The 767-nt window shown below is 31.8% G+C and carries 1 protein-coding gene; it reads right to left on the minus strand.

All coding sequences use genetic code 11. The features are described 5' to 3' along the window. Positions 1–476 precede the first annotated feature (476 nt). Positions 477–767 (minus strand): isochorismatase family protein (locus tag ACFIL8_RS11605; protein WP_375689935.1); only part of this gene is annotated, 291 nt, incomplete at its 5' end.

A 767-nucleotide genomic window follows, 5' to 3' on the forward strand; every position in this document is an offset into this window, starting at 1 on the left:
AGTAATGGAGATTTCTTCCTTTTTCACACTTTTGTTTATCGCATATCTTTGAATAGAAAGAGGTCTTTTATGCAAAAAATGCCATGTTATTGCTTATTGATGTTTTTGTTTTAAAGAGGAGATCATTGCACGATTTCCCCTCCATGAGGGAAATAATGTATAATCTTTTGGATAACTTTTGACGTATAGAGGCTTTTTGACTTCAATATAAGGTGCAAGTTTACGCTATACTTTTTACCAGCTTTCAGTATCATAACTGCTCTTGCATTTAATGATTCATAAGAAGCCTTTTGGCTGTTTTTTTTGCAAGATTTTTATTCATACATCAATCCTATTTGTGATGTTTTAAGAGAATGGTGTTGAAATAGGGTTGAAATGAGAGAATTTTACGATATTTTCGTTCCTTACTTAAATAGGTAAAAAAATTTATTCATTATAAATCAGAATGTTATAATGGTAGATGAGAAAAGAATATTTTAGGAGAGCATTAACAGTTCTATCCCTGCTTCGTTCATAGTTTTAAGCATAGTGTTTAGTGATCCGTTTACATCAATACCAGCACAAGCATTTAATGAAACACTGACTTTAAAACCGTATTGTATGGCGTGAAGAGCAGAGAATCCGACACAAAAATCAGTTGCTAAGCCACACATAATGAGCTTGGTAAAACCATGTTCTTTGAGATAAACATGTAAACCTGTTGGTGTTTTTTGATCATTTTCAAGAAAAGCAGAATAGCTATCCATTTTTTGATTATAGCCTTTTCT

It is taken from the genome of Bartonella sp. AP57NXGY (assembly GCF_042195805.1).
GTDB lineage: Bacteria > Pseudomonadota > Alphaproteobacteria > Rhizobiales > Rhizobiaceae > Bartonella.